Origin of the sequence: Bacillus sp. B4EP4a (assembly GCF_006680105.1) — a bacterium.
GTDB lineage: Bacteria > Bacillota > Bacilli > Bacillales > DSM-1321 > Peribacillus > Peribacillus simplex_E.
Window position 1 is genome coordinate 58,431 of the sequence record NZ_VHIK01000039.1, and the last position, 26,055, is coordinate 84,485.

General features: G+C 40.4%; 25 protein-coding genes, 2 tRNA genes, 2 pseudogenes, 1 riboswitch and 1 other annotated feature. Of the genes and pseudogenes, 2 read left to right on the forward strand and 27 right to left on the reverse strand.

Annotated features, from left to right (window positions below; translation table 11 throughout):
• Positions 1–2: 2 nt before the first annotated feature.
• The 7 genes and pseudogenes from ilvB to FNK51_RS19440 all read right to left on the reverse strand — a co-directional run bounded on the left by ilvB (position 3) and on the right by FNK51_RS19440 (position 5,790).
• Entirely contained in the window at positions 3–1,718 is a 1,716-nt protein-coding gene (gene ilvB, locus FNK51_RS19420) for an acetolactate synthase large subunit (RefSeq protein ID WP_141994367.1), read from the reverse strand.
• Between the two features lie 115 nt (positions 1,719–1,833).
• Positions 1,834–2,092 (reverse strand) — a binding site (T-box leader).
• A gap of 897 nt (positions 2,093–2,989) precedes the next feature.
• Entirely contained in the window at positions 2,990–3,265 is a 276-nt protein-coding gene (locus FNK51_RS19425) for a GNAT family N-acetyltransferase (RefSeq protein ID WP_081395481.1), read from the reverse strand.
• Between the two features lie 451 nt (positions 3,266–3,716).
• Positions 3,717–4,076 carry a YidH family protein gene (locus FNK51_RS19430; protein WP_098370045.1) on the reverse strand — a complete coding sequence of 120 codons (360 nt, stop codon included), beginning with the start codon at positions 4,074–4,076 and terminating at the stop codon, positions 3,717–3,719.
• A 44-nt stretch (positions 4,077–4,120) separates the two neighbouring features.
• Entirely contained in the window at positions 4,121–4,294 is a 174-nt protein-coding gene (locus tag FNK51_RS26695) for a hypothetical protein (protein WP_181762300.1), read from the reverse strand.
• A 177-nt stretch (positions 4,295–4,471) separates the two neighbouring features.
• Positions 4,472–4,607, reverse strand: a pseudogene (locus FNK51_RS19435) (2TM domain-containing protein); the annotation flags it as partial.
• A gap of 52 nt (positions 4,608–4,659) precedes the next feature.
• The gene (locus FNK51_RS26965; protein WP_098370044.1) at positions 4,660–5,016 is read right to left on the reverse strand and encodes a GIY-YIG nuclease family protein; all 357 of its coding nucleotides are present in this window, start codon (positions 5,014–5,016) and stop codon (positions 4,660–4,662) included.
• An 18-nt stretch (positions 5,017–5,034) separates the two neighbouring features.
• Entirely contained in the window at positions 5,035–5,790 is a 756-nt protein-coding gene (locus tag FNK51_RS19440) for a DUF2087 domain-containing protein (protein ID WP_144526590.1), read from the reverse strand.
• A 425-nt stretch (positions 5,791–6,215) separates the two neighbouring features.
• On the opposite strand from FNK51_RS19440, the pseudogene FNK51_RS27800 reads away from it, so the two are divergent.
• Positions 6,216–6,368, forward strand: a pseudogene (locus tag FNK51_RS27800) (transposase); the annotation flags it as partial.
• A 287-nt stretch (positions 6,369–6,655) separates the two neighbouring features.
• Here FNK51_RS27800 and FNK51_RS19450 read toward each other — a convergent pair.
• The 16 genes from FNK51_RS19450 to FNK51_RS19530 all read right to left on the reverse strand — a co-directional run bounded on the left by FNK51_RS19450 (position 6,656) and on the right by FNK51_RS19530 (position 20,150).
• Positions 6,656–6,862 (reverse strand): hypothetical protein, encoded by a 207-nt coding sequence (locus tag FNK51_RS19450; protein ID WP_141994368.1) that lies wholly within the window; start codon positions 6,860–6,862, stop codon positions 6,656–6,658.
• Positions 6,863–7,010: 148 nt separating this feature from the next.
• Positions 7,011–7,084: transfer RNA gene (locus FNK51_RS19455), tRNA-Arg, on the reverse strand.
• A gap of 411 nt (positions 7,085–7,495) precedes the next feature.
• Positions 7,496–7,569: transfer RNA gene (locus FNK51_RS19460), tRNA-Arg, on the reverse strand.
• Between the two features lie 171 nt (positions 7,570–7,740).
• Positions 7,741–8,253, reverse strand: coding sequence for a metallophosphoesterase (locus FNK51_RS19465; protein ID WP_141994369.1), 513 nt, complete (start codon positions 8,251–8,253; stop codon positions 7,741–7,743).
• Between the two features lie 2 nt (positions 8,254–8,255).
• Positions 8,256–8,867: an XTP/dITP diphosphatase gene (locus FNK51_RS19470; RefSeq protein WP_141994370.1), complete on the reverse strand. Its 612-nt coding sequence runs from the start codon at positions 8,865–8,867 to the stop codon at positions 8,256–8,258.
• A 215-nt stretch (positions 8,868–9,082) separates the two neighbouring features.
• A complete protein-coding gene (locus FNK51_RS19475) occupies positions 9,083–10,204 on the reverse strand; it encodes a Ger(x)C family spore germination protein (RefSeq protein ID WP_141994371.1) in 1,122 nt (373 codons plus the stop codon).
• The gene (locus FNK51_RS19480) at positions 10,201–11,676 is read right to left on the reverse strand and encodes a spore germination protein (protein ID WP_141994372.1); all 1,476 of its coding nucleotides are present in this window, start codon (positions 11,674–11,676) and stop codon (positions 10,201–10,203) included. Before FNK51_RS19480 ends, FNK51_RS19475 begins: the two co-directional genes overlap by 4 nt.
• Complete coding sequence (locus FNK51_RS19485) at positions 11,673–12,755, reverse strand: GerAB/ArcD/ProY family transporter (protein ID WP_141994373.1); 1,083 nt, start codon at positions 12,753–12,755, stop codon at positions 11,673–11,675. Before FNK51_RS19485 ends, FNK51_RS19480 begins: the two co-directional genes overlap by 4 nt.
• Positions 12,756–12,994: 239 nt before the next feature.
• Positions 12,995–14,074, reverse strand: coding sequence for a GerMN domain-containing protein (locus FNK51_RS19490; RefSeq protein ID WP_098370036.1), 1,080 nt, complete (start codon positions 14,072–14,074; stop codon positions 12,995–12,997).
• Between the two features lie 301 nt (positions 14,075–14,375).
• Positions 14,376–15,179 (reverse strand): glutamate racemase, encoded by an 804-nt coding sequence (gene racE / locus FNK51_RS19500; RefSeq protein ID WP_098370035.1) that lies wholly within the window; start codon positions 15,177–15,179, stop codon positions 14,376–14,378.
• Between the two features lie 10 nt (positions 15,180–15,189).
• Complete coding sequence (locus FNK51_RS19505; RefSeq protein ID WP_098370109.1) at positions 15,190–15,633, reverse strand: MarR family winged helix-turn-helix transcriptional regulator; 444 nt, start codon at positions 15,631–15,633, stop codon at positions 15,190–15,192.
• A gap of 222 nt (positions 15,634–15,855) precedes the next feature.
• Positions 15,856–16,080 carry a helix-turn-helix domain-containing protein gene (locus FNK51_RS19510; RefSeq protein ID WP_028392149.1) on the reverse strand — a complete coding sequence of 75 codons (225 nt, stop codon included), beginning with the start codon at positions 16,078–16,080 and terminating at the stop codon, positions 15,856–15,858.
• A 106-nt stretch (positions 16,081–16,186) separates the two neighbouring features.
• Positions 16,187–16,666: an acyl-CoA thioesterase gene (locus FNK51_RS19515; RefSeq protein ID WP_141994374.1), complete on the reverse strand. Its 480-nt coding sequence runs from the start codon at positions 16,664–16,666 to the stop codon at positions 16,187–16,189.
• A gap of 262 nt (positions 16,667–16,928) precedes the next feature.
• Positions 16,929–17,702: a succinate dehydrogenase iron-sulfur subunit gene (sdhB, locus tag FNK51_RS19520; RefSeq protein ID WP_034308984.1), complete on the reverse strand. Its 774-nt coding sequence runs from the start codon at positions 17,700–17,702 to the stop codon at positions 16,929–16,931.
• 17 nt (positions 17,703–17,719) lie between these two features.
• A complete protein-coding gene (gene sdhA / locus FNK51_RS19525; protein ID WP_076366267.1) occupies positions 17,720–19,471 on the reverse strand; it encodes a succinate dehydrogenase flavoprotein subunit in 1,752 nt (583 codons plus the stop codon).
• A gap of 70 nt (positions 19,472–19,541) precedes the next feature.
• Positions 19,542–20,150: a succinate dehydrogenase cytochrome b558 subunit gene (locus tag FNK51_RS19530; protein WP_141994375.1), complete on the reverse strand. Its 609-nt coding sequence runs from the start codon at positions 20,148–20,150 to the stop codon at positions 19,542–19,544.
• Positions 20,151–20,533: 383 nt separating this feature from the next.
• Between FNK51_RS19530 and FNK51_RS19535 the strand changes: the two genes are divergently transcribed.
• A complete protein-coding gene (locus FNK51_RS19535) occupies positions 20,534–21,004 on the forward strand; it encodes a YslB family protein (RefSeq protein WP_141994376.1) in 471 nt (156 codons plus the stop codon).
• Between the two features lie 63 nt (positions 21,005–21,067).
• On the opposite strand, the gene FNK51_RS19540 is transcribed toward FNK51_RS19535, so the two are convergent.
• The 4 genes from FNK51_RS19540 to FNK51_RS19555 all read right to left on the reverse strand — a co-directional run bounded on the left by FNK51_RS19540 (position 21,068) and on the right by FNK51_RS19555 (position 26,003).
• Positions 21,068–22,300 (reverse strand): aspartate kinase, encoded by a 1,233-nt coding sequence (locus FNK51_RS19540; RefSeq protein WP_141994377.1) that lies wholly within the window; start codon positions 22,298–22,300, stop codon positions 21,068–21,070.
• A gap of 88 nt (positions 22,301–22,388) precedes the next feature.
• Positions 22,389–22,565, reverse strand: a riboswitch (Lysine riboswitch).
• Positions 22,566–22,626: 61 nt separating this feature from the next.
• On the reverse strand, positions 22,627–24,399 hold the full coding sequence (gene uvrC / locus FNK51_RS19545; protein ID WP_218925103.1) for an excinuclease ABC subunit UvrC: 1,773 nt from the start codon (positions 24,397–24,399) through the stop codon (positions 22,627–22,629).
• 103 nt (positions 24,400–24,502) lie between these two features.
• Positions 24,503–24,823 (reverse strand): thioredoxin, encoded by a 321-nt coding sequence (gene trxA / locus FNK51_RS19550; RefSeq protein WP_328113193.1) that lies wholly within the window; start codon positions 24,821–24,823, stop codon positions 24,503–24,505.
• Positions 24,824–25,025: 202 nt separating this feature from the next.
• Positions 25,026–26,003 (reverse strand): electron transfer flavoprotein subunit alpha/FixB family protein, encoded by a 978-nt coding sequence (locus tag FNK51_RS19555; protein ID WP_098370029.1) that lies wholly within the window; start codon positions 26,001–26,003, stop codon positions 25,026–25,028.
• Positions 26,004–26,055: the final 52 nt, after the last annotated feature.

The window sequence follows — 26,055 nt, forward strand, 5'->3', positions numbered from 1 at the left end:
GATTAAACTCCTTCCATTTCATCAAGCCCTTTTCCTTGTGCTACCATCGGAAAGACATTTTCTTTTTGTTTTACACGGAAATCAATCAACACTGGACCATCAGTCTTTAACGCTACATCCAGGCAGTTACTTGCCTCTTCCTCCGTCGTCACTTTGTATCCCGGAATTCCATAAGCATCGGCCAATTTCACGAAATCCGGATGCGATTGAAAAATACTGTGTGAGAAGCGGTTATCATGAAAGAGTTCCTGCCACTGTCTTACCATCCCGAGTGCCCCGTTGTTGACGATGATGATCTTGATTGGCAGATTCATTTCGGCAATGACTGAAAGTTCCTGCAGGCACATCTGGAATCCACCATCCCCCGAAATGGAAAGCACCGTCGCTTTCGGATTCGCCAGTTGCGCTCCGAGAGCCGAAGGTAAGCCAAAGCCCATCGTCCCCAATCCACCGGAAGTGACCCATGAATTCGGTTTGTTAAACGGATAGTATTGTGCCGCCCACATTTGATGCTGTCCAACATCCGTCGTAACAATGGCCTCCCCATTCGTTTTTTCATGAAGCATCTGGATGACACGCTGAGGTTTCAGTACGCCATCTTCATGTGTATAACGCAATGGGAACTCTTTATTCCATGCAGTCAGCTGCGTTGTCCATACATCAATTTCCGGTTTCTTGCCATTTTGCGCAATCAACTCCGCCAGAGCTTCCTTGGCACTTCCGACGACCGGAATTTTTGTCGGCACATTTTTACCGATTTCCGCTGGATCAATATCGATATGGGCCACTGTTGCATGCTGTGCGAATTTCGCTAGATTCCCAGTCAATCGATCATCGAACCTGGCACCGATATTGATTAATAGATCACATTTCGATAACGCCATGTTTGCTGCATAGCAACCATGCATACCACCCATTCCGGTAAAGAGAGGATGTTCCGCCGGAAAGCCCCCAAGACCCAATAAAGTGTGGACGACGGGAATGCCTTGCTGCTCGACATATTCCTTTAATAGATGGGAGGCCTTTGCATGCAGGACTCCTGCCCCTGCAAGAATGACAGGTCTTTTCGCTCCGCTTACGGCTTCAACAAGCTTTCTGATCTGTAAGTAATTAGGCTTGGTCGTCGGCTGATAGCCAGGGAGATCCATTTCTGGCTCCTTATCCGTCGATTCACCTTCTATAATGGCCATATCCTTAGGTATATCGATTAATACTGGACCGGGACGGCCGCTTGAAGCGATATAAAAGGCTTCTTTTATAATGCGCGGAAGGTCTTCCGGCTTCCTTACCTGATAGTTATGTTTTGTAATCGGGGTAGTAATCCCCAGTACATCAGCTTCCTGGAAAGCATCCGAACCAATTACACTTGTAGCAACCTGACCCGAAATTACCACAAGCGGTAAAGAGTCAATCATCGCATCGGCCAAACCTGTGACAATGTTCGTTGCCCCTGGACCCGATGTTACTATGACCACCCCCGGCTTGCCGGTAATCCTAGCGTATCCTTCCGCTGCATGAATCGCACCTTGTTCGTGCCTTGTCAAAATATGAAAAAGTTCTGAACTGTAAAGCTTGTCATAAATCGGCAATACAGATCCACCCGGATAACCAAAGATGACTTCAACATTTTCCTTTTTCAATGCATCCAGCAGAAATTCGGCTCCACTATAATGTGTCTTTCCACTCTTCCGATCAGCAACAACTGACTTTTGTGTCATTTCGTAAAAACCTCCTTCACTTTTCCACTAAATGTTTTCCTAAGATTCAGAATTTTCAGCTTTTTATGCATACAAAAAAGCCTTTTCACCCCAAATGTACTTGCACTCGGCAAGTTAAAGGGGTGAAAAGGCTTGATGAGCCACTCCACGGTACCACCCTTTTTCGCATGAAACTCCATGCGCACTTTGAATAGCCTACACTATTCTCTGTTTTGGTAACGGGTACTGGTACGCACCCGTTCAGCCCTACTAGTCTGACGTTCAAGCTGAAACTCCAAGGTGAGTTCATCTTTCGGGACAATACCGGCTCTCAGCTACCCGGCTCTCTGTGACTGCCTTTTTAAAAGACTACTTATCCTCTTCAATGCTTTTCGCATTATTCATATTTTTCGAAATGCTTATGTTTGATGTCTTGTATTTGTGATTATCTTACGTGTATTTAAGGTAGTAGTCAACAGGTTTTTTGAAATTTTTTGATAATTCTAAATTGAAAGATTTGTTGTATACGCTTACATACCTATCATGACCACATTCTTTTAAAAAAAGTTTTTTCAATTTTTAATTTTTAAAAACATCAAATATCGCTTTAAAATTATTAAAGTGATCACAAACTTCTCCACTGAAATATCCTCGCACTGCCCACATGATGCTAGTCACCAGTAATGATTTTCTCAAATAGCGGATCATCCATTTTCACTGTTCGCTGACGCCACTCTTAATAAAAGATTCGTCCTCAATCCATTTTTAATTCTCTCGCGGATAAACCGCCTGACATTCCAAGATGCGGAAAATCACGTTCCACTTTTCGCCCTCTGTCACAATGCCCGCTTGCGGTCATCACTAACAATGACAAAATCTACAGCAAGTCCATGGTTATGCAAGGATTGCCCCCCCTCTGGCATAGGTCATGATTGGCTTTGATTTATTTGTTCTGCCTCGTTCATACAATTTATTTTATTCTGGGAAACTTCGATAACCAGGTGTTTTATGAACAAATATCACCGCTTCATATGCTATAACCATTTCAAGTATCGTCTCGTTCACGACCGGATTCATACCGCTTCCCATATTTTCCTTTGCCCGATTCAATAGGGTTTGTAATTTGATGGCCGTCCTGGCACCAACCCTATATAAAATGCGAACAACATTTGGGTCGGTAAGGCGTTTAATATTATTTTCTTGGAGTATTGAAGGGGTGAAGATTATCTAAAAAAAATGCCAAAGGGCTGAACACAGGTGATATTACTCATCCCCTGGTCCAGCCCTCTGGTTCATTTAGCCAATACATCCTCGTATTCTGCATTTTTTTCAAATTGTTTTTGAACGAACGAACATACCGGAACAATTTTCAGTTTTTCCTCCCTTGCGAACCCTATTACCTTTTCAACAAGGGCATTTCCTACCTTTTGTCCGCGAAGCTTGTCAGAAACAACGGTATGATCGACCGTGATTTCATCATCACCTGATTTAAAGAATGTGATTTCCGCTAGTTTCTCACCAGATTCTTCGACAAAAAAAGAACTTTCACCTTTTTTGATATCCACCATCTTGATGACCTCCTTTTAGTTCCTCTTTATCATATCTCACAAAATGGAAATTAAACAAATATTTAAAACGTGATCGAAATTGAATAAAGTAAAGTACTTCCAAGAGTTTAAAACTGCGTTGACCATGTGAAGTTTATTCACAAACTGATGATGTCTGATAAATTTTTTTCAAGAAAGGCAAAAGACAAAACTTGATTGATCTTTTCCTTGCAGCTGATATACTCTTCCGGTAAAAACTAAGTTTTTCCATGGCTGACGTGCACAATACTGAAAGAAATTGCTTTTAAAAGTTTTTAATTATTCTTTCATACCCAAAATGAAATACAGTATTTTTCAAGCTTTCGTTTTTTGATTGCATTTAATTAATGGAAGAAATCTTACCATGATAATGTAAGAATAAGTATATAATAGTAGAAACTGAAAAAAACTGCCCTATTAGGTTAGGACAGTTTTAAACTTTTATGAACACAAAATATAAAATGATCATCGATAACAATATGACCATAAAAACAGCGATTAGAATTACGTGCGCACTTGAAGGCCGGAACGTCCCTTCATTGATTTGCCGCTTCTTCTGAAGATAACCGAATGTCGCCAGAACTGTAATCACAAGGCCCAATGCACAAGCAAACATCCCAAGCACGATACTGATCAAGTCAATCCGGGCATCCCGATGCACACCAATCGTAAAATGCAGGCTTGTCGCAAGAAAACCAACCCCCACTATCGCAATAACCGTTCTTATCCACGCTAAGAAGGTACGTTCATTAGCCAAATGCTGCTGGGCATATTTCAATTGGTCTTTCTCCATGTCATCACCTTAATCGCACGATTTTAATCAACCTTAAAAATCAATCATCTTTTCAGTAGCCGAAAAGCCCTGATTATAGACCCGACAAACATTAGCCCTGCACCGCCGAGTAATAAATATATACATAGTGTTTTATCAATAACATTCAAAGGATAAAGCAATGCCCCCAGCGCAACGATTGTTCCTATCCCCGTTATGGTCCATCCTATTTTTTTCATTCGCAACTCCTAAAATTAATTATTTAGTGAAGGTCCCCCATGGGTTTCCCCTTTTTTTAATAAGTTCCCTCATTACTAGCTTAAACCATTTAAAAACTAACAACAAGTGAGATCCTCTGATTTTCTTCCCGCAAAAAAGGAGCCATAAATGACTCCCTGTTTTGAATACGCCCAAATTCAGCCGTTCTTTTTATCCTTTTCCATGTATTCTTTTATTTTTCTTCCCACTCAGACCCGAAGTTCCCTTGTGCAAGGGTAGTAATTCGTGTATAAGGACACCAATCCCCCACTCTCCAAGGGGATAAAGGAACCACCAATAACTAGGAGCCGGGAATCACGGAGAATCTCTAAAGGCTACATACAAGTCAGTTGGATTTCATTCTATTGTATCCCCGTTCTTCGTATGGCTGTATTTTTTCCAACCACTCTTCTTCAAGTTTTTTCAATTCCCGTTTAGCATCAAAGAATCCTGTTTCTTTCGGTTTCAATACCTGCAGTACCTCAAAAGAAAAAGCATCTTTCCCATATTCGTTCCACTCACCTTGCAGCACTTTATTCGTGTTTGTTCCGACTTCCAATTCAAATTGTTTCCCCTTCAACGTCTTTAAATTCCTGGTGCTTCCGATAAAGACTTTATTATTTACCGTATTTCTGATTTGGTATACACCTGCTTCAATTTTCGTTTCTTTATATAATTGCTTCAATTCTTTTTTACGATCCATATTTCATGCCTCCAGTCATCATTTCTTCAGCCAATATTGGCTCCCATCAGGCTTTCTATCCAAGAATCCATATTCTATTAAATATCTTCTCAATAGAACATGATCAGGATAAACTGCACCCAATATTTGATTGATTTCTTTCTCTTCGTATTTCCGCTCTTTTTCAAAACGGTTCATAATTTCTTGGAGAATGATCAGCCTTTGTTTTTCCTTTGGCGGGAAAGACTTTAATGCATCCTGACTGCCTTTTGGGAAGTATTTTTTCAGTACAGTCACCTTTTCATCCTCGGTAACGTTATAACGATCATCGACCATCCTTGCTTTTTGATGAAGCGGGATAAATGCCGGCGCATGTTCATCTTTATCTTTCAAAAGTTCCATCAGGGCTAAAAACAACTTAGCCTGACGCTCTTTCTCTTTCAACACAAAGCGATGGTTCCGAATGGTGGAAGGACTCCCAATCCCCATTTCCTCCTGAACCTCAGCATCATTCTTCCCTTGGTAAAAAAGGCGAAGAAGGCGATTTTGATGGTCCGTAAGACCTGTAAGTTTCTTATCGAGATCAATCAAGTAATCGAAAACTGAGCGGTGTGCATGTTCAATATGAATTCCCATATACCTCTTCGCTTCATAAAGAATCCCATCTTTCGGGTATACGATCCCCTTTTCAATTGCATTTCCGCACAGCAAACAAACATATTGATTCTCACCTTCGATATACCCTTGTTTAAGCTCATCCTGAGACGCGCTCCAAAACATTTCAGCGTCCTTCATAAAACAAACACTTCCCTATAAAGTTTATAATATAATAAACATAATATTAATTTGTTTGATTTATGTCAATGTTTTTCCTGATTTTTTTATAACTCCAGCAACCGTGAAATCATAAAAAAACATTAAATAGAAAAAAGGCATCCGATCACGGATACCTCAGACTGTACAATTTAAACGTTGATTTCCTCTCCAGGCACTCGCTTTCCGCGGGCGGTCCGGGAGCCTCCTCGGCGCGCCTGCGGGGTCTCCCTCGGACTCGCTTTTCCCGCAGGAGTCTCGCACACCCGCTCCAATCAACTTTATTTTAACTTTTAGATAGAACCTTTTTGCCTAAGATTTTTATTGTTTTAAAATAGAATTATTAAAACTTGGGGTGATGAGGGTGCCTTTCTAAACATGATTCTATTCAGTGAAATCAACTTGAAATGATTACTTTAGATCAACTAGTGTCGGCGAACCATTTGATTCGTAAAATTGAGACTGCCATTGACTTCTCTTTCATTTATGATTTGTTGAAAGGTATATATTCAGAGGTAGGACGCCCAAGTATTGATCCAATGATATTGGTCAAACTAACTTTAAAGGGAATTAAAAACTGTCTATGCAGGCGATGCTTACTTTCGCTGCCTTTAATTTAAAGAAGATAGCCAATTGACATGGAAAGTTCTAGGCATCGCCTAACATAGTGGACTCACTGAGCCCCATTCTCTTAATTTTAGGCGAAAATTCAAAGGGAATTTCAAGAGGGGTTCGGAATTTTTCTAATTCCGAACCCCTCTTGTCTACAAACTGAGGCATCCGATCATGGATGCCATTTTCTGTGGATCATATGAAATTCCTAATATAGTTCCTTCGTCAGAGCTCATTAAGTATTGCTAGGCACAAACTTAAGTATTCCTTCCAGATAAACACCTTGTTCTTTTCGTGTGCATTCCCTCAATTTGATTCTTCCTTCTTTTTCTAACTCCCTGGCTAATTGAACTACTTCAGTTCCATCTTCGGTTATCTCTACTGAAAAGAAATTACCCCGAGTGGAAGTTTGAATGAACTTAAATAATCTATCTTTATTCATTTAAACATCTCCTTATTTATAACAAGTTCGACATAAAAGGTCATCCACCTGCGATAAATATGAAATAAAAAACTTCTTGCTGCATATCATCCATAAAACAAAAAAGAAAAAAAGCCAAAACCTTTTAAAGGTTTTGGCTTTAAGTTAGTGTCCCAGGAGAGATTCGAACTCCCGACCGACGCCTTAGAAGGGCGTTGCTCTATCCAGCTGAGCTACTGAGACATATCGCTATTTTTCTTCAGTTCAGTATAACGGCCACTTTTCGAACTTAGACCGTAATGGTGATTCTTATTATAACTTAATATAACACTCATTGCAATACTAGTAATATATAATTTTGAAGAGTTTTAGAACACCCCTACCATTAATTCAATATTTATCATGGTATTTGAATGAAGTTTGCAGTAAAAAATGGAGAATACACTTTATCGAACAATTCGAAGTTATCATATATAACTTATTTCTACTTCAACATCTAATAATCCTTTTCTTTTGGTCATACGAAAAAAACCTCTTATATCGTTAGTAGGATAAATCGATATACGGTGTAATTTCTCACATGACCGTTATACTGACCGTTTCACTAAACGATATAGAAGGTTTTCGTAGCGGGATTTAAATCCACTAAGTTAGTGTCCCAGGAGAGATTCGAACTCCCGACCGACGCCTTAGAAGGGCGTTGCTCTATCCAGCTGAGCTACTGAGACGTTTATGATATAAGTTGCGGTAAAACTTATGTATTACCTTAACTGTTCCCTTAGGACACTTCTTATTATAGTAGGATATCAAAAGAAAGTCAACGGCTTTTCATAAAAAGTTTTTTCTTTTTTATGAACCAGGAAGCGGGTAAAAACGCTTCCTGTTCATAATACATGAAGTCATTCCATTTGATAAGCATTTCTTAATTCCTCAACGATTTTTCCTTCAAGGTCATAAAAGATGATTTCAAGTTGGTCATTTCCGATATCCAAAATGGCATAGGTTTTCTCTTTTCGTCCACGCGGCTGCCGTATGCTTCCCGGGTTGATGAAGAGCTTGCCGTCAATCAATTCTGAACCCGCAGCGTGGGAATGGCCAAAGCAAATAATATCCGCCCCTGTCTCTTCACTTTTATATGATAGGTTCATCAAGGTCATATTTATGTTATAGAGGTGCCCATGCGTAAGGAAGAAACGCTTGCCTGCGATACTCTCCACAATATCATTCGGATATGCCGAATCATAGTCACAATTCCCACGAACGGCTAAGAACTCCGACATATGAGGGTCATTTTTTTCCAACTCTGAATCACCGCAATGGATCATGGCAGCAACCTCTTGTTTATGACGGTCGGCAATCATGCTGATTTCATGAGTTAAGCCATGACTGTCACTCATTATTAGCACTTTCATCGTCACATTCCTTCTTCCCTTTTTAGAAATGGATCAAGTTTTTCATCTAGAGCCCTCAATGCGTTGGCACGGTGGCTGATTTTGTTTTTTTCCTCTTTTGTCAATTCGGCGTTTGTTTTACCCTGTTCCTCAACAAAAAAGATGGGATCATAACCGAATCCATTCGTTCCAGAAGGCTGTTCTGTTATCAAGCCTTCCATCGTTCCCGATACCGTAATCGTTTCCTGGTTGGGTGACGCTAGTGCCAATGCGCAATAAAATCTCGCCGTTCTATCCTCTTTTGGCACGCCTTCCAGCTCCCGGAGGACTTTTTCCGTGTTTGCTTCATCACTCTTGGACTCTCCAGCATAGCGCGCTGAATATACGCCGGGACGGCCCTCTAATGCATCTACAATCAATCCTGAGTCATCAGCAATGACAAAGTGGCCTAGCTGATGGGCAATGGCCTCTGCCTTCAGGATCGCGTTTTCTTCAAAAGTCGTGCCTGTTTCTTCAACATCAGGAGCATCCGGTACATCGAGAAGTGTTTTGACTTCATATCCTTTTGCAAAGAATAAGCTTTCGAACTCCTTGGCTTTCCCTTTATTTTTCGTTGCAATGATTACTGTCTTCATTTATCATTTCACCCTTTTTTATTTTATCGGCATGAAGCTCTTTTGGGGCTAAGAAAGAATCCGCTGTAACTTGTTATATGTAAAAGCCGCTTCTTCTCCAGTGCCAAACGGACGAATTCAGCGCTGCCTTTCACGTTCAACAACTGCCGCTGAATTATCCAGATAAGTTTAGTCTAACACAACTCCCTCATCTGCAATAAGCCGTAACTTGTAATCTAACGTTTGTAATTTTCACTATGTTCAATATGGATATTAACTTTTATGTTATTTATTGAAGTCTTATCAAAGGAATTAATAATTTTATTATCCCATTTATTGACATGGTATCTGTATGCCTTTTCACTGATGTTAAAAAGGTCTGTATTTATTTTTCCCCCTGTCTCCAATGTCTTCAAAATATCTTCCTTAACTTTTATTTCTACCTTTTTTTCGATTTTTTCCATATCTAAGTCATCTATATTTTGTTTCAATATTCCATTTGCTCTAACCTTTAAATCATATAAGGGTTTCTTTTGCTGTTCCAACACCATGATGTTTGTATTGGGGTCCATGATTTCAACACTTACCTTTTGTTTGTTCAGCGAAAAGAACAGCACTGTCGCCTTATTTTCAACCCATTTTAAACCTATCAAATCTTGTTTACTTACGAACCCTTTATATTGTTGTTTTGATAAAACATAGCCGCCATTCAACGTTGGTATCTTCTTTTCCTTCCCGCCCTCTGAGTAATGATGCTCATTTATGACCAAAGAGGGAATTAAAATGGAACCAACCGGTTGATAAAACTTCGAAACCAGTTCACTGAATTTTAACGGGGAAATGAAATAGTTCTCGTTAATAACGGTCTCTGGCCTTTGAATGATCGTGAATAAGTTAGGAAGATTAAAGAAACTATTACTGTCAAACACCTTTTTAATATCCTCGTTCGTAACGAACAGCCATGAATTGTATCGCAATAAGGGCTCTTTTCCTACATATTCAATGAAATCCTTCATTTTATTCTTGATTACACTCTCACTTAAAATGAAGGAGTTAATATGCCCGATATAAAGCGGTAATGCCGCATGTTGTTCTAATTCGGTAAATGCTTCCTCGATACTTTCCCCTTTACCTTCCCCAATGACAACAGTAGATCTTTCTTGTAATACAGCGGCCCCCTCTTGTTTTGCAATATCCGCAAAATTCAACGCTTGAAAGTATAAGATGAATTCACCCTCTTTATAATCGATCCCTAGGGCTGATCCATATGTTTGCGCTTGAATTTCCTTCATTCCCCAGCATCCTGTCGTCAGTAAAAGTTGACAGCCAATAACCATGACTGCAATTAGCTTTCTCATTCGTTTGACTCCTTTTGAGGTTCATTATCAGTGGACTGTATAGCTTGATTCCGCTGCCTTAACATCCCATACGGTAGCCTAAATAAGACTTTTAACATATCCGATTTATTTGGTTTGGAAAGTGGATTCACAAAAGGCTGGCCGAAACTTTCCAAGGAAACCACAACAATCAAGATAAGGAATATTCCCATGAAGAATCCAAACAAGCCTAAAAACGCTGAACAGGCAAATATGAATAACCTTATAAGAACGATATTCCCAGCAATATTCTGATTGATTAAGGTATAGCTTGCGAGAACTGTAACAGCTATTATTACAAGCATGGAGGGTGAAGTCAGCCCTGCCCGAATCGCTGCATCACCTATGATCAACCCACCCAATACAGAAACCGTCGGACCTACAGCTTTTGGCAGGCGAAGACCAGCTTCTTTAAATAGTTCAAACAATATGATCATCATGAAAGCCTCCAACGAAGCAGGTATCGGTAATCCCTGTCTCGTGATTGAAATCGTCGCAAGAAGCGAAAAGGGAATTTGGTCGAATTGATAGGAAACTAACGCTATAAAAAAACCAGGTAACGCAACCGTTACAAATAAGGCGACTACACGAATGAGGCGCATGAAACTAATATAAAAAAAACTTGCATGTGCGTCATCAGCAGAATACAGTAACTGATTAATGCTGGTCGGTCCGATCAAGCATGTCGGATTCCCGTCCACCAGGATGGCAAAGCGCCCTTGATTCAAGGATTCAACAACAAAGTCCGGTCGACCGATATAATCCATTAAAGGGAAGATGGAAAGTTGAGTATCATATAGGAGTTCTTCAACTTGGTAACTGCTGACTATGATATCAACCTTTAATGAATCCAATCGTTTTTTAATATCCAAAAGAATCGAGGGATTAATAATGTCATCTATATAAAGTAGCAATATTTTAGTTTTACTTCTTTTCCCGATTGTATATTCAATGCATTTAAGTGTTGACGTTTTTAACCTTTGGCGAATTAAAGACATGTTATCCGATATATTCTCAACAAATCCATCTCTAGGTCCGCGAATGGAAGATTCTATATTGGATTCTTCCGGACTGCGCTTAGGGGAATTAGCTAATGGGGTATAGTAAATTTCATTAGAAGATTCATTAATAATGATTAGGTCTCCTGAAAAAAGAATGCTTTCTACTCCCTCTTTTAAATCGGAGTCTTTTTTTAGCGTACTGATCTCCATAATATTGCTTAATTGATCAATTGTTAATTCGCCATTTTCTTGAACCGCTTTTGATATTGTAGGCAGTATCACTTCATTGATAAATTGCATATCGACTAAGTTTGGCGCATATAAAAACCCCAACAAATAACGACCTTCAGGATCAAATGTTTTTTTTCTTAAAACAACATCAGAGGAATGTTCGAACCATTTTTGGATTTGGTCAATGCAAGAAGGAGTTCCATTCAATTTTCCCTTCCTCATAATGTTTCACCTTTTCCTTTTCCCTTTTTTATAGTAAGGAATAACAGTATAATTGCAGCACTTAAGAGAAACAGACTACTGATTGGAAAGAAATATTTGTATATAAAATAAAAAAATGAAGTGGCATCCCAATGGATTAGCGTCCCAAAAACAATCATTGAATATAGGAAAAGCAGTATCCACTTCTGATGTTTTGAATTTGAGATTAATTTATATCCTATAAATAAACATAAACTTATTCGAATCATGGCACCTGAAAGCCATTGGAAAATGGAAAGGAAATCGAGTCGAGTAATATAATAGCCAAACCTTAACAACTTCCACTGTTCATAAGCTGGATTCCTCATTTTCACTGCTTCCACAGAACCAAATTCTGCAATCGCTCCCATGAGGGGCCCTAACGAAAGCATGATTAAAATTACACCAACTAATAAAAGCCACTTGGCTTTTAGCTTATCTTTCAGGTAAGGAGTCAAAAATAAAAAAACGATAATTTCTAAATATCCTGCACTCGTATACAAAATACCATTTAGAGTATTGCGATACCCGCTTTCAAATATCGGGAACAACAATTCATAATTCTTATTACTCGTATTCCCCAGCCCCACAAATATCCCAAAAAAAGTGACGAACGGAAGGAACAGGAGAGCCAAAGTACTTATGGTGCGTATTCCTTTATAAGTTGCAAAAATACAAATAAAAGTGAATAGGCTAACGACTACGATGTTTGGGATGTCATGAGTATAATTAGCTTTTGCCCAAATCACTGTAAATTTGACGGTAATGAAGGCGTTAAATATAAAGTACAACCCAAATGCTATAGTGAAAATATATGTAACAAAAGGTGTAGACCATTTTTTTAGAAAAGCGATTATATCTTCTTTATCTAGTTTTTTATAAATATAAAAAATAAATAGGGTCCAAACGATACAGGGAACAACACTTATTATGACACTTATCCATGCATCGCGTTGAGATGCGGTCAAGATATTGGGAAGGAGCAGGACATGTACCATGAATCCTGTATTCATAATGATTAAAACATAGATGTGTACAGCCTGAATTACCTTTTGATCCATAATATCCCCCCATTGATTGCATTATTAAAAGTAATTTCCCCTTTTAAAAATTTATTTATGTAAAAACTTTCTCACGATACGAGAAATTGCCAGGCAGGGGTATTAGTTTTCATCTAATGCAATAATTAAGATTTATACGACAGGGGCTCTAAAAGGGTGGTAATTCAATTCTGGAGGCAAAAAAATAAGAGACAGCTTCTAGCTGCCTCATTCTGCTATTTCTAATATAATATCGTCCCTTAAAAACTTCCTGTGTTGACTTTCTCTGGACGTACCACTGGTTCGGATAATTTCTTTCCTTCTTCATTAAGAACATCTGCGCTGCCCTGCACTTGTACTTCAACGCTTTCAATTCCTTTCTGTTCCGTTAAAGAAAGGACCAAGGCATCAAGGACTTCTTGTGATACCTTTTTCTCTTTAAAGCTTCCAAGGATATTTTCGTTAAAATTGAGGCTGACCTTACCTTCTGCCACTTTAGGCTCGTCAAGTAAAGCTACATCACTCATGAACCCTGTTTGCAGGCTAGAACCCGAAGGACTCTTCGTTAATTCCTTAATGACTGCTGTTACATTATCAGACACCGTTTCACTGATCCTGCGCGTCACCGGAACATAATATGTGTACTCCTCGTCACCGCCTACATAATAAACGGTCAATGCTTTTGTATTGGAAATGTCGACTACGTCACTCGTATCGATATTGATTCCTGACGACCTTGAGATATTTTCATCTATCGGTGTGCCATTGACCGGCATTTCGGAAATATCTTCCCCATTGATTCTCATTTGGATTTTATCGACCGAGTCGAATTGTGTCAGGGTCCATGTAATGGCTTGAAGGATTTTAAGTTCATCCTCTTTCTGATAGTTTTTGAACTCCGGTGAAAAGTCCGCTACAGCCACTCCGTCTTTAATGTTCACGCTTATTTGGGTATCGGCAGGAATGACGGCCCTGAACCCATTTGGAAGTTTATCCGTGACTGGTCCGTTACTGACAAGGTAATCAAGGGCCTGTTTAGCGACAGCTTCCGATTTAGGAAGTTCCAATGTCTGTGGAACCACATACCCGCTTTTATCAATTAAATATAACTCCGTCTTCACCGTTTTCGATTCAACAGCACCTTCTTCTCCATCAGCCGCTGGCTTTTCCTCACCATTCATTTCTGTTTCTTTCAAAGAAGATTCATCCTCGACTAAAGAAACATCCTTTGGAGGATCAATTTCCTTTTTCTCTTCACCGCCAAATAATCCGCAGCCCGAAAGCCAAAAAGAAGATGCCAGAATGGTCACAACCATTGTTACTTTTGATTTATTGGACATAAAATCACTCCTAGGACAGTTTGTACTCCTATTTATACGAGCCCTAGGGGAAAATAGACCAATTATTTTTCTCTCTGATAATGAGCCGGCATCTTGACCGTACTGCTGTATCTTTGTCAGCTTCATTGGGATTTCAGGAAATCCTGATTGGAACAATCGAATCCCTTTCCCTTCTGTCCCTTAAAGCCAATCTATGCTTCCATCTTCTCTAGCGATATATCCTTCCTGGCTTGCAGCTATATACATAACAATATATTTTCATTTTTCCCCTCGTGAAAAAAAAGACTTCCAAATGGAAGCCTTATAAGTGATCAATTTTAATTGTTTCGATGTCATTGACATGAATACCAAGCCAGCTCGAAGCGATGGAACCAAACATATCTCTTGAACCGGTTGTGTAAAAGCGATGAACTGGACGGAGCTTGCTTTTATTGATTAATTTATAGTAATCCAAAATGACACTTGCTTCACGGGCCGTCTCTTCCCCAGAGGAAATGACTTGTACTTCATCCCCCATATAGGAAGAGATTACAGGCCCCAGCAGTGGATAATGGGTACAGCCAAGGATCAATGTGTCGATCTTCGTTTTCTTCAACGGGTTCAAGGTTTGTGCCACGACCCTATTGACGATACCCCCTTGAAACTCCCCGCTTTCCACGATTGGGACAAATTTCGGGCATGCTAAACTATCTACTTTCACATCGGAATTGATGGAGGCAAGAGCGTCGTCATAAGCTTTGCTTTTTACCGTGCCTTCCGTACCAATAACGCCAATATGCAAGGAATCAGAAACTTTCAATGCCGCCCTTGCCCCTGGATGAATGACACCCAACACAGGAATCGGCAGTATTGCCCTGATCTCATCCAGTACAGCTGCAGTCGCTGTATTGCAAGCGATGATCAGCATTTTTATATCCTTCTTCATCAAGAACCTCGTCATCTGCCATGTGAAGGTTTGGACATCTTTTTTAGTCCTCGGCCCATAAGGGCATCTTGCTGTATCACCTAAGTAAATTATATTTTCATTTGGAAGCTGACGCATGACTTCTTTAGCTACTGTCAAGCCGCCTACCCCTGAATCAATGATGCCTATCGGTTGTTTCAAAAAACTCGCCTCATTTTTCTTTCATTTCTAGATGTAGTTTTGCTAGAATCCCTTTGAGGGACCTGATGTCAGATTCGTTAAAATTGACTAACACGCCACTCAAGTACTGCTGCCGTTTATTAATTACTTCTTCGATAATCCGTTCACCTTCTTCAAGAAGGTGAATTCGAACCACACGCCGGTCCTTTTCATCCCTGACACGCTGAACAAGCTGATGTTTCTCCATGCGGTCAATCAGGTCCGTCGTTGTGCTGAAGGCGAGAAACATCTTCGTGGACAATTCGCCAATCGTCATGTCGCCTGATTCAAAAAGCCATTGCAAAGCCACGAATTGAGGAATGGTAATTTTATAATCATGGAGAATTTCTCTTCCCCTTTGTTTAAGCCATGTCGATACATAGCGCAATTCCCTCTCGATATCGGCTACATATGCCGCCTGCTTCTCTTCATCCATACACACAGCTCCCCACTTCATGAAACTTATCATACTACCATTTTGGATGAAAGTGAAATGATTTTCAAGATTGATTGCCTGGAAGCATAATGAAACCCCATACATAAAAATAAGCAGCATCCAAAGAAGTCAAAACAACCAAGTTGCTTTGCCCTTCCTCATATGCTGCCAATAAACGGGAGAGAAATTATTTATAAGGCTTACGTATTAAGAGTTAACACATTAAAGCTTAAGTTCTCCCATACGAAGGAGTTCTATGACTGCCTGCGAACGTCCTTTAACTCCAAGCTTCTGCATCGCATTCGAAATATGGTTTCGAACTGTTTTTTCGCTAATAAACAATTCACCTGCGATTTCTTTTGTTGTTTTGTCTTGTACTAGTAACTCAAATACTTCTTTTTCTCTTTTGGTGAGTAGTGGCTTATGAGTGAATTCGTTCTCCTTCAAGTAATGTTACCCTCCTTGCCTTCACCAGCATAAAACCCGGAGTGGGTGTCTATTTAGTCAAGATATAGTATGTCGGCTGAGGCTATGGAGTGACTCTTTTACTTGTCTAAATGGAAATATTTTTAGGAATGTTCAGCTCTGTATGCCACATCGATCGCTTCATCTCTTCCGTCCAAGGTACGGGCTTTCCAGTGGCCTTGGAGACTTGTACAATCGTCCCCCTGCCCGTTAAACAAATTGAACCATCTTGTTTGGTTCCCATATAATGTATGTCTACTGAAGAATTTCCGATATGGTCAGCTTTCACATGAATTGTCAACTGATCATTGAAAAACACCTGCTTCAGGTAATCACACTGTAAATTTGCAACAACCGGCATCTCACCGCATTCAGCCGAGGTCCAATCCTTCATGAACCCCATACTGTTGAAATACTCAATCCGAGCCTCCTCAAAATAAGTAAAAGGAATCGTGTTATTCAAGTGCCCAAACATATCAGTTTCCGAAAAGCGGACCTTAATCTCATGTTTAAAAGAAAAATCATTGATCCACTCCGTTATATTATCGATATATGATATTCTGCCCAACTTGTGCACACCCTTTCTGAATTGAATGACTATTCACTCATTTTATAAGAAAACAGCGATAATGAAAAGGATTTTCTATCGGAAGCAGGTTAATTTTATCAACTTCACTTCATTAATCAAATCCTTCACCGTTGGCTTGGTGCCGCATTTACACTTCGATCCTAAATCGTTATTACAATGTCGATTCCAACCAAGTCTACGTATGTAAAACAATGAAAAAAAGAACCCATATCATATGATACAGGTTCTTTCATGTTCATTATTAAACTTCATCGCTTCCGAAGAAGTTACGGAATTGTTGGATCGTAGTATCACGGTTCAACGCGGCAATCGAAGTCGTTAAAGGAATTCCTTTAGGGCAAGACTGCACACAGTTTTGCGAGTTACCGCAGTTTGCAAGTCCTCCGTCACCCATGATCGTATTTAAACGTTCAGCTTTGTTCATTGCACCTGTTGGATGTGCATTGAATAAACGAACTTGCGATAATGGTTGTGGCCCAATGAAGTCTGAATTGCTGTTTACGTTCGGACAAGCTTCCAAACAAACACCGCAAGTCATACATTTAGATAACTCGTAAGCCCATTGGCGTTTCTTTTCTGGCATACGAGGTCCTGGTCCAAGATTGTACGTTCCATCGATTGGAATCCATGCTTTTACCTTTTTCAATGAGTCGAACATACGGCTGCGATCGACTTGCAGGTCACGAACAACAGGGAATGTACGCATTGGAGCTAGACGAACCGGCTGCTCCAATTGATCGATAAGAGCTGTACATGATTGTCTTGGTTTACCATTGATAACCATTGAACAAGCACCACATACCTCTTCAAGACAGTTCATGTCCCATGCGATTGCTGTAGTGTGCTTGCCTTGTACAGTTACTGGATTACGACGAATTTCCATTAGAGCGGAAATTACGTTCATATTCGGGCGGTACGCTAATTCGAATTCCTCATCATAAGGAGCTGAATCCGGTGTATCTTGACGAGTGATTATAAAACGGACTGTTTTAGTCTCAGATTTAGTTTCAACCATTTTTTTGCTCCCCCTCTTTAGTGTTTCGTAGTGTAGTCACGTTTACGCGGTGCGATCAGTGATACATCAATATCTTCATAATGGAATTCAGGTGCTTGATCCAAGCCTTTGAATGTTGCCATAGTAGTTTTCATGAATTCCTCATCATTACGTTCCGGGAAATCAGGTTTGTAATGCGCTCCGCGGCTTTCGTCACGGTTTAACGCACCAATTGTGATTACACGAGCCAATTGCATCATGTTTTGCAGCTGTCTAGTGAATGCTGCTCCTTGGTTACTCCATTTTGCCGTGTCATTGATGTTAATTTTCTTGTAACGTTCCATCAGCTCAAGAATCTTGTTATCCGTTTCTTTCAGCTTGTCATTGTAACGAACTACAGTAACATGCTGTGTCATCCACTCACCAAGTTCTTTGTGAAGGATGTACGCATTTTCGTTACCATCAAGAGACATAACTTCATTCCATTTCTCCTGTTCTTGTTTTTCGTACCCTTCATACAATGAAGAAGGAATGGATTCTGAAGTTTTATCAAGGCCTTCAATATATTTAACGGCATTCGGTCCAGCGACTGAACCACCATAGATTGCAGAAAGAAGTGAGTTCGCACCAAGACGGTTACCGCCATGTTGTGAGTAATCACACTCACCTGCAGCGAATAAACCTTTGATGTTAGTCATTTGGTCATAATCCACCCAAAGTCCGCCCATAGAATAGTGAACGGCAGGGAAAATTTTCATTGGAACTTTACGAGGATCTTCACCCATGAATTTCTCGTAGATTTCAATGATTCCGCCAAGTTTTATATCAAGTAATTTAGGATCTTTATGTGATAGATCCAGGTAAACCATGTTTTCTCCATTTATGCCAAGCTTCATGTTCATACATACGTCGAAGATTTCACGAGTCGCGATATCACGAGGTACAAGATTACCATAAGCAGGGTATTTTTCTTCAAGGAAATACCAAGGTTTTCCGTCTTTATATGTCCAGATACGTCCACCTTCACCACGAGCGGATTCACTCATCAGACGAAGTTTGTCATCTCCAGGGATTGCTGTCGGGTGAATTTGAATGAACTCACCATTTGCATAATTTACACCTTGTTGATAAACGATGGAAGCTGCTGATCCTGTATTGATCATTGAGTTAGTTGATTTACCGAAAATGATTCCAGGGCCGCCGCTTGCCATGATGACTGCGTCGCCAGGGAATGATTTGATTTCCATTGAAGTCAGGTTTTGAGCTACGATACCGCGTGCTGTTTGCTCATCATCGATAACAGCTCCAAGGAATTCCCAGCCTTCATATTTCGTTACAAGGCCTTCAACTTCATAACGGCGAACCTGCTCGTCCAATGCGTAAAGTAATTGCTGACCAGTTGTTGCACCAGCGAATGCTGTACGGCTATGTTGAGTACCACCGAAACGACGGAAATCAAGAAGACCTTCCGGAGTACGGTTGAACATTACACCCATACGGTCAAACATGTGGATGATCGATGGTGCTGCTTCGCACATCGCTTTAACCGGCGGTTGGTTAGCCAAGAAATCTCCGCCATAAACTGTATCGTCGAAGTGGATGTATGGAGAATCCCCTTCACCTTTTGTATTTACTGCCCCGTTGATTCCGCCTTGGGCACAAACTGAGTGAGAGCGTTTAACAGGCACTAAAGAAAATAAATCAACCTGTTGTCCCAGCTCTGCTGCTTTGATCGTAGCCATTAATCCAGCTAGACCTCCACCAACGATAACTATTTTACCTTTACCCAATTCTGTCACTCCCTTATTTCCATTAGCCAAGCTATGTTTTTCCTAATACTTATAAATGAACTCTATCTTCTTATACGAAAGCGAAAATTGCACTAACTCCGATATAAGAAAGAAGAACGAAAACGATCAATGTAAAGTAAGTCATGATTCTTTGCGATCTTGGTGAAACTGTCAGACCCCAGCTCACTGCAAATGACCATAATCCATTAGCAAAGTGGAAAATTGCTGAGATAATACCGACAATATAGAACCCAATCATGAATGGATTAGAGAAAATCTCCGCCATCATGTCAAAGTTAACTTCAGCACCCATAGCTGCTTGAACTCTTGTCTGCCAGATATGCCAAACAAGGAAGATCAAAGTTATGATTCCAGTCAAGCGTTGCAGCATGAACATCCAGTTACGGAAGAAACTAAATCTGCCTAAATTGTTTTTTGCTGTAAAGGCAATGTAAATTCCGTACACAGCATGGAAAAGGATTGGTAGATAGATGACGATCCATTCAACCAAAATCTTTACGGGCGTAAACTCAATCAAATGAACTGCCCCATTAAAAGTCTCTTCTCCTTTTGTTGCCATAAAGTTTACCGATAAATGAAAAATTAGGAATAGACCAATTGGAATTACTCCTAGAAGTGAATGAAGCCTGCGATTCCCAAACTCACGATTCTTTGCCACTAAGTGCCCCCCCTTAATTTGTGAAAAATCATGCAAAGATAATCTGGTGGCTACCTTTTATCTCCGCGTGAAAATATAGTATAGAGTCAGAAAACTCCTCTATACTCCCTTTACAATTATGTGACATGTCCATTTTACTCCTGACTTCTATGTGCGTCAAGAAAACGGATACAAGAAATCTCTTTTTCAGAATAGATTTTATTGGATTAAATTGTCTATTTTTTATCTGTCAAGTATATATTTTGGAGAAATTATTAATTAATCTATTAATATCTCGGAATAATTTCTCATTTTTTTCCAATTGTTATTTAAATAAATAAAAAACAGTATAATTTGCAAAAGAAATACGTTTATAATAGATTTACAGAAAGAGGCGATAAATTATGAAAAAAAATATTGCTGCTGCGATAGAAGAAGAGATTCATACTGAAGAAATTATAACTGAAGAATTCAAAGTTCCAGCTTTCGGGTACGAATTAATCAGAGAAGTTCTATTGAACGATATTCTCGGAAAAGACTCTAATCAAATCCTCTATTGGGCAGGTAAACAATTAGCAAGAAAATTCCCATTGAATGGCGATCAGGAAGTTATTGAATTTTTCCAAAGCGCTGGATGGGGCAATCTGGAAATCTTGAAATATACGAAACACGAGATGGAATTATCCCTGACGGGTGAAATAATCAGCCGCCGCCTGGATTTACACCCTGATTGTCACTTCCAGCTTGAAGCCGGTTTCCTTGCCGAGCAGTTTTCACTGCAAAAAAAATTCCTCAGCGAATCAACGGAAGAAATCAAACGCCGCGCAAAAAAAGTGATATTCACCATCCAATGGGATCCCAGAGATCCAATCTAATGAGCCCTTAAAACAGACTTACCCTTTTTACCGGAAGTCTGTTTTTTATTGGACTCCTGAGACTTAAGCTAGCACATTTGCATGCTGACCAAGTTTAAATGCTTCATGAAGAGATTCAACCGCCTTCACCATTTCCTTTTCATTGACGACAGTCGAAACTTTAATTTCCGATGTGCTGACCATTTTCACCTGGATGCCTGTATTGGCCATCACTTCAAACATCTCGGCAGCCACACCGGGATTGGATACCATACCAGATCCGACGATGGACACTTTGGCCAACCCGCTCTCCGTTTCGACCCGGTCGAATCCCAATCGTTCTTTATTATTTTCCAGCACGATCAAGGCCGCTTCCGTATCTTCACTTTTTGTGGAAAAAGATAGATTGGTCGTATCCTCGGCGGTCATGCTTTGAATGATGATGTCCACATTAATCCGGTTTTTCGCAAGTGTCGTGAAGATTGTGGATAATGCACCAAGTGATTGGGGCAAACCATAAATTGTGACCCTCGTAATACTGTCTTCAAAAGCAATGCCGCGTACAATTAAGTTTTCTTCCATAGTTGCTTCCTCCTCAATGATCGTTCCTGATTCTCTCTCCATGCTTGAACGGACTTCAAGCGGAATTTGATAATTTTTTGCATATTCGACAGCCCTTGGATGAAGGACGCCCGCCCCAAGGGTGGCAAGTTCCAGCATTTCATCGTAAGAAATGGATTGGAGTTTTCGCGCGCCTTTTATGTAGCGTGGATCCGTTGTGAAAACACCCGTTACATCCGTATAAATATCGCATCTATCCGCATTCAGCGCTGCAGCGATGGCAACCGCCGTCGTATCGGAACCGCCTCGCCCCAAGGTAGTGATTTCCCCATTTACATCGTTACCCTGGAAACCGGCCACGACCACTATTTTCTTCTCTTGAAGCTGAGCTTGGATCCTTGAAGCATCGATGTTTAAAATCCGGGCATTCCCATGAACGGATTCCGTTTGCATGCCAGCCTGCCAGCCAGTATACGAAATGGCTTCATGTCCTTCTTCAATCAATGCCATCGTTAACAGGGAAATCGTTACCTGTTCCCCAGTAGTCAATAGCATATCCATTTCCCTTTTGCTCGGGGTTCCGGAAATATCACGGGCCATGGAAACCAATTGGTCCGTCGTTTTTCCCATTGCTGAAACAACGACGACTACCTCATTTCCATTCTCCGCTTCCTCGATTACCCGATTGGCAACATTTTTGATTTTTTCTACGCTACCGACGGATGTTCCGCCGAATTTTTGAACGATTAATGCCATCCTCATGCACCCTCTCTACTTTTTAGGCAATAAAAAAAGCAATGAGAAATATCTCATTGCTGTGATCACATATCTAATACTGTAAACACAGTGAGATAGCTCTCCAGGGTATAAACCCTGACAATCCGCCATTTATTAAATGTCGGACCAGGAAAACAAGGTATGAGTCTTGTCTTCCTTCGGCGTCATCCCCTTTCAAAACCTTTCATGGAAGCTCATACTTCTCCAGGTTTTTACTCTTGAATTCCGCACCTCTATCAGCACTTTTAAGTTGTCTAGTTAAAAATTCCTTTTAATCATAGCATAGTGATTTATCGGTAGCAAGATTATTCTTGTAATTTTCTAACGATTCCTTCGGCTACCCCTTTTGGCATACCAGCTTCCATGATTTCCTCGACTGTTGCCTCTTTGATTTTCTTCAATGATCCAAAATGCCTTAATAATTGCTTCCTTCGTTTTTCCCCGACTCCTGGAATATCATCAAGCTGGGAGTGAACCGCATTTTTCCCGCGTAGCTGGCGATGAAAAGTAATCGCGAACCGATGCACTTCATCCTGAATTCTTTGCAATAGGTAAAATTCCTGGCTCCGTGAATCAAGAGGTACGATTTCAAGAGGATTTCCGATCATCAATTGCGATGTCCTATGCTTTTCATCCTTAATGAGGCCTGAAAGCGGAATATCAAGGCCCAATTCATTTTCCAAAATATCCCGAACAGCTTCGACATGTCCCTTTCCGCCATCAATGATGATCAAGTCCGGAAGCGGCAGCCCTTCTTTCAATACTCGTGAATACCTTCTTCTGACCACTTCACGCATCGACTCATAATCATCAGGTCCCTGGACCGTCTTGATCTTATATTTTCGGTACTCTCTTTTTTCCGGCTTCCCATCAATGAACACGACTAAAGCGGAAACAGGGTCACTTCCCTGGATATTGGAGTTATCGAAAGCTTCAATTCGATGCGGGGTGTAGATACCCAATTGGTTCCCGAGGTTTTCCACCGCATTGATCGTTCTTTCTTCATCCCTTTCAATCAAAGAGAATTTTTCCTGAAGGGCGATGGAGGCATTTTTATTCGCCAAATTAAGCATGTCTTTTTTCGCTCCCCTTTTGGGATGAATCGTTTTGACCCCAAGCAGCCCTTCGGCCATTTCGGCATCCACTGATTCAGGCAGCAAGATTTCCTTTGGTTTAAAATGGTTCGTAATCTCGTAAAACTGACCTAGGAATGTGAGAAGTTCCTGTTCGGGTTCATCGTAGACCGGAAAAAGTGAAACATCCCTTTCTATTAATTTACCCTGCCGGACAAAAAATACCTGAACGCACATCCAGCCTTTATCATAGGCAAAGCCAAATACATCCCTGTCGATGAAATCGGTCGTCATCATTTTTTGCTTCTCCATCGTAATATCAATGTGAGCAATCTTGTCACGGAACTCCTTGGCCCTCTCGAAATCGAGCTCTTCTGATGCCAATAGCATTTTTTCAGTCAGTTCTTTTTTTATTTCAGTATGCCCGCCGTTCAAGAACCGGTTTATATCATCCACCATTTTTTTATATTCCTGTTCCTCTACTTCATATACACACGGGGCCAGGCACTGGCCAAGATGATAGTAGAGACAAACGCGATCCGGTAAAGTATTGCATTTTCTTAGGGGATAGATGCGGTCGAGCAATTTCTTCGTTTCGTTAGCAGCAAATGCATTCGGATAAGGACCGAAATATTTCCCTTTGTCTTTTTTTACTTTTCGCGTAATGATTAGACGTGGGTGGCGTTCCGCAGTCAGCTTGATGAAAGGATACGTCTTATCATCCTTTAGCATGACATTATATTTTGGGTCATGTTTTTTGATTAAGTTCAACTCTAAAATTAGAGCCTCGATATTGGAAGAGGTGACGATGTATTCGAAATCCTCAATCTCATTCACGAGCCGAAATGTTTTTCCATCATGAGATCCCGTAAAATAAGAACGGACACGATTTTTCAACACCTTCGCTTTGCCTACATATATGATCGTTCCCTGACGATCTTTCATTAAATAACAACCAGGTTGATCGGGAAGAAGGGCAAGTTTATTCTTTATTTGTTGATTCATGCTTTCAGCCTCCTGTTCTCCCATTTTTACAATCATTATATATCAAGATAGCGAAAAAAGCTTCAAGTCCGCAGACTTGAAGCTTTTTTTAGCTAACTTACTATTACGCGTGTTTTGCAATAAGTTCAGCAAGTGCTTCTTTAGGTTGGAAACCAACAACCTTATCAACCACTTCACCGTCTTTAAGGACGATTAATGTCGGGATGCTCATCACACCGAATTTTCCTGCTGTTTCTTGGTTTTCATCTACATCCACTTTTACGATTTTTGCTGTATCGCCAATTTCAGTATCAAGCTCTTGAAGAACAGGAGCGATCATTTTACAAGGTCCGCACCACGGAGCCCAAAAATCTACAAGAACAACACCTTCGCTAGTATCTGTTGTGAAAGTTTGGTCAGTTGCATTTACAATAGCCATATATATTTCCTCCTCAAATTTACTCAAATAACTAAAGACAGTATACCATTGTTGCTCGAATCGATGCTAATATTTTGCTTCAGTGGTAGGATGTCCAAAATAAGAATAAATATGCAGGCCGAAGTCCTTGCCTCTTAGCCCAAATAAAGGGGCAAGACATGTATCGGCTTATGCCAAATGTCTTGCCCCCTTATCTGTATTATCTCTATTAAGCGTTAACTTTTAGTTTTTTGAATTCTTCCGTAAGTAATGGAACGACTTCGAAAAGGTCTCCGACAATTCCATAATCAGCCACATTGAATATGTTAGCTTCCGGGTCTTTATTGATGGCAACGATAACCTTGGAGTTGGACATCCCCGCTAAATGCTGGATCGCACCGGAAATTCCGCAGGCGATATAAAGGTCAGGTGTTACGACTTTACCCGTTTGCCCGATTTGCAAAGAGTAATCGCAATAGTCCGCATCACATGCTCCGCGGGAAGCTCCTACCGCTCCGCCAAGAACTTGTGCAAGTTCCTTTAATGGTTCAAAACCATCTTCACTTTTCACGCCCCGTCCACCTGCGATGATTACTTTCGCTTCTGAAAGGTCGACCCCTTCGCTAGCTTTTCTAACAACATCTTTAATGATTGTGCGTAAATCCTTAATGTCCACACTTAATGTAGAAACATCACCAGAGCGGGACTCATCTTTCGCTAATGGTTCGATATTGTTCGGACGGATTGTCGCGAATATCACGCCATCCGTAACAATTTTCTTTTCAAATGCTTTACCAGAATATATCGGGCGGGTGAAAACGATATTTCCACCTTCTTCTTCAATGGATGTAACGTCCGAGATCAAACCTGATTCAAGCTTTCCAGCCAATTTAGGTGCAAGGTCTTTTCCTAGGGCCGTATGTCCAAAGAAAATCCCTTCTGGCTTTTCCTGCTCGATGACGGCAAGCAAGCTTTGCGCATATCCATCTGAAGTATATTGTTTCAATTGATCATTCTCTACTGCCACAACCCGGTCTGCACCATACTGGATCAATTCATTTCCGAAATTTTGAACACTGTCACCAACTAAAACACCTACGATTTCCCCGCCATCTGCAGCAAGTTTAGCCGCACCGATAGCTTCAAATGATACATTTCTTAGTGAACCGTCACGAACTTCGCCCAATACAAGAAACTTTCTAGCCATTTATAAAAACCTCCTGTGCTCTATTTTTCATTTTTGTCGGGTGTGTTGTTTA